The sequence below is a fragment of the Gordonia sp. 852002-50395_SCH5434458 genome, from assembly GCF_001665905.1.
Classification (GTDB): Bacteria; Actinomycetota; Actinomycetes; order Mycobacteriales; family Mycobacteriaceae; genus Gordonia; species Gordonia jacobaea.
The window spans coordinates 1-3,917 of sequence record NZ_LZTC01000019.1 but is presented as its reverse complement, the minus strand read 5'-3'; the positions used below and the strand labels follow the sequence as shown (position 1 = coordinate 3,917).

At 67.0% G+C, this 3,917-nt stretch carries 3 protein-coding genes; all 3 read left to right on the top strand.

Going from position 1 to position 3,917, the window contains the following annotated elements:
* The first annotated feature begins 189 nt into the window (after positions 1-189).
* Positions 190-1,269: a C40 family peptidase gene (locus A5785_RS04000; RefSeq protein ID WP_414652002.1), complete on the top strand. Its 1,080-nt coding sequence runs from the start codon at positions 190-192 to the stop codon at positions 1,267-1,269.
* 12 nt (positions 1,270-1,281) lie between these two features.
* Positions 1,282-2,775 carry a peptidase MA family metallohydrolase gene (locus tag A5785_RS03995; RefSeq protein WP_064864678.1) on the top strand — a complete coding sequence of 498 codons (1,494 nt, stop codon included), beginning with the start codon at positions 1,282-1,284 and terminating at the stop codon, positions 2,773-2,775.
* A gap of 12 nt (positions 2,776-2,787) precedes the next feature.
* Positions 2,788-3,917 (top strand): glycosyltransferase family 4 protein (locus tag A5785_RS03990; RefSeq protein ID WP_197500794.1); only part of this gene is annotated, 1,130 nt, incomplete at its 3' end.

The window sequence follows — 3,917 nt, the reverse complement described above, 5'->3', positions numbered from 1 at the left end:
AGTGCTCGCCTCGCCGACCACCGAGATCTACCCTTATGCGATCGTCGGCAGCGTCAGATGTGTATAAGAGACAGCGCGTCGACGCGTGATCCGCCCGACCGGCAGTAGCCGCCGCAACGCTCACGTTAGGGTGGAGCGCGGTGCACCGGTCTGCCACGTGGAGGCCGGTCGCTGCATGTGGTGAGGGGAGTGAACACAGAAGTGGTTGCGGGATCGCAGGCAATGGCGCATCGATCACGAGCGGCATTCGTCGTTGTCGTGACGGCGATGATCGTCGCTGTCGCACAAGTCTTCTCGATGGCGATAGCGGGTCCGTCGAGCGCGGAACCGACGCGCACACCCGACCAACTCCTCACTCAGTACAAGAAGCTGAGCACCGACGCCGAGAAGTCGTCGGAAGCGATGCACAACGCCCAGATCGAGTACGACAAGCAGCGCGGCATCGTGACCGCTGCCCGTAAAGACTCGACCGAGGCCCAGAAGGGCCTCGAAACCTCGCGGAAGACGCTGGGTTCGTACCAGAAGCGCGTCGACACAATTGTCCGCGCCAGCTACAAGGGTGCCCGGGTCAACCGTCTCTACGCGGTGCTCGTCAGCGACTCACCGCAGTCGTTGCTCGACCAGATGTCGGGCCTCGAGGTGATCTCGCGCCAGGCGTCGGCAGATCTCAAGGGCCTCAAGAAGGCTCGCGCCCAGATGGCCGCCGCGAAAGCGAAGGCCGATCGCACCGCCGCGGAGGCGACGACCGCCGTGTCGGCCGCCGAGCGCGTACGCGGCGACCTCCAGGCCAAGCAGGCCAACCTGCAGCTCCAGGCGGTTCAGGTGCGTGCCGTGTACGAGTCGATGACCGGCAAGCAACTCGGCGCCCTTCGTGGCCCCAAATTCGATTTCGACCCCCGTGCCGTGCCGAAGGGTACGTCTGCCGCTCTCGCGGCCGTGCAGGCTGCGCTGACCCGCATCGGAGATCCCTACGTCTGGGGTGCCACCGGGCCCGACTCCTTCGACTGCTCCGGGCTGATGGTGTGGGCCTACCAGCAGGCGGGTAAGACGCTTCCGCGCTCGAGCGAGGCGCAGATGGGCTCGGGAACGGCTGTCGACCGCGGCAATCTGCAGCCCGGCGACCTGATCATCTACTACCCGGACGCCCATCACGTCGGCATGTATGTCGGCGACGGTTACGTGATCCACGCGTCGACATTCGGTGTGCCCGTCAAGGTGGTACCGATCGACCAGGCCGGGCCGTTCGCGGCCGCGCGGCGATACGCCTGATGCGCGGACAGCGTGCACGCTGAGGCCTCGGCTGCGCGCGTAGCATGTGTGCTTCTCGCTGCCGCGACACTCGCAGTGGGTGCGTCGGCCTGCTCGTCGGATGATCAACCGCGGCAGGCGACCTCGTCGTCTGTCACGACGACGACCACGAATCCCAACGTCTATCTGCAGGAGCGGTCGGAGGGCGTCGCGCAACTCCTCGACGACCTCACCCGCGCTGTGACGGATGGCGATCGCGCTCGCCTCGACACGCTCCTCGACGCATCGACGCCCCCGACGTTCCGCGACTCCCTGACCGTCGCGGCCCAGAATCTGTCCGGACGGGATCTCTCCGGAACGGGCACCTCCACCGCGTCCTCGGCCGCAGCGCCGCCGCCGTCGGCGAACTCGCCGTCGCCATCCTCGCCGTCGCCGTCCTCACTGATCGCGGCTGTGCCCGCGCGCGGAACCACACTGAAGCTCAAGGAGTTCGGCTACCAACTCGCGTCGACGCAGGGCGCCGAGACCCAGGTGCCCGAAGAGGTTGCTGCTCGACTCGAATCGCAGGGCAGCACCGACTCGTGGGTCGCGCCGGTGCAGCTGCGGTATGCGCTCGGCGGCGCCAATACGCCGGGAGTCGACGAGCCGACGGTCGCGCTTGATCGCGAACTTGTGGTGGCGCGATACGGCGATGGGTGGAAATTGGTCGGCGACGCAACGCTTCTCGGTGACGACGCCCCGGCAACCCAGCTCTGGGACCTGCCGGGTCTCGAGGCCACGGACGTACTCACCGGGGGAGGGCCGTCGACGGTGGTGTCGTATCCGGGAACCGACGTCACCGTGGATCGGACGCGAAGCTCGCTGCGTCAGGCGGTATCGGCCGTCACCGCCTTCTGGGGTTCGGAGTGGCCGCGACGCGCCGTCGTGGTCGCAACCGCGACACCGGACGAGTTTTCCGCGATAGCGCACAGTTCGGCGACCGATACCTCTGCCGCCGCTGCGGCCACCGTGTTCGATCGCGTCGAGGGTGACACGGTGATCGGTCAGCGCGTCGTCCTCGCTCCGTCTGCCAACGACCTACCCGCGCCCGCGCTTGCGGTGGTGCTGCGGCACGAACTCACCCACGTCGCGGCGCGCTCGGTGACCGCGAAGGATGCGCCGCTGTGGATCACCGAGGGTGTTGCCGAGTATGTCGGCCGCAAGGGAACCTACGTGCGCCTCGACGACGCCGCACCGGATCTCGCCGCGCAGGTGCGCGCCGGGCAGAGTCCCGACGCGCTGCCGTCGGATCAGGATTTCGGTGTGGCGACAGAGAAATCGACTCTCGCATACCAGTCCGCGTGGGCGCTCGCGGCCTACGTCGCCGACCGCTACGGTGAAACACGTCTGAAGGCCCTCTATCGCGGGGTGGCGGCGTCGGGAGATGTCGGCAGGCAGGACAACGCGATCGCAACTGCTCTCGGTGTCGATCGCAACCGTCTGATCGCCGACTGGCGCAGATGGCTCGCGGAACAGGTTCCGGGATAAGGAGTACGGTCCGTGCGTCGAACCCTGTTGGTGACCAACGACTTTCCGCCGCGGGCTGGTGGGATTCAGTCGTATCTACAGAATCTCGTCGACAGGTTGCCGCCCGAAGACATCGTTGTCTACGCGCCCCGATGGAAGGGCAGCGTGGAATTCGATGCGCGACAACCGTATCGCGTCCATCGGCATCGGACGACGCTGATGTTGCCCACGCCATTCGTTGCGCGTCGCGCCGCCGAGATCATCCGCAGCGAGGGTATCGAGACCGTGTGGTTCGGTGCCGCGGCGCCGCTCGCGGTGATGGCACCCGCGATGCGAAGGGCGGGCGCGCAGCGCGTCATCGCCTGCACCCACGGCCACGAGGTGGGGTGGTCGATGCTGCCGGGTGCCCGACAAGTGCTGCGCCACATCGGAAATCACACCGACGCGATCACCTACGTGAGCAGGTACACCCGGAATCGCTTCGCTTCGGCCTTCGGGCGCGCTGCCGCGCTCGAGTACCTCCCGCCCGGCGTCGACACTGATCGTTTCGCTCCCAATCCTGTTGCCCGCGAAGAGTTTCGCGCACGGTTGGGGCTCGGCGACGCCCCCACCATCCTGTGTCTGTCGCGATTGGTGCCACGCAAGGGGCAGGACATGCTCATCCGTGCCCTGCCGTTGATCCGCAAGGAGATGCCCGACGTGGTGCTGGTCATCGTCGGTGGTGGACCGTACGCCGACACACTGCACCGCCTCGCCCGCGAGGAGGGGGTGGCCGATCACGTGATCTTCACCGGTTCTGTTCCTGCAGAAGATCTTCCGGCCTACCACAACATCGCCGACGTCTTCGCCATGCCTGCGCGCACACGCGGCGGCGGCCTCGACGTCGAGGGATTCGGAATCGTCTACCTCGAGGCGTCGGCAACGGGTGTGCCCGTCATCGCGGGACGTTCCGGTGGCGCGCCCGAAACCGTCGTCGAGGGGGAGACGGGCACCGTTGTCGACGGCCGCGACGTCCCGGCGATCGCGTTGGCCGCACTGGCGATGCTCACCGATCGTTCGGCGTCTGCCGCGATGGGCGCCAACGGGCGCGTTGTCGCCGAAGGCAGATGGCAGTGGCGACATATGGCTCTCTTATACACATCTGACGCTGCCGACGATCGCAT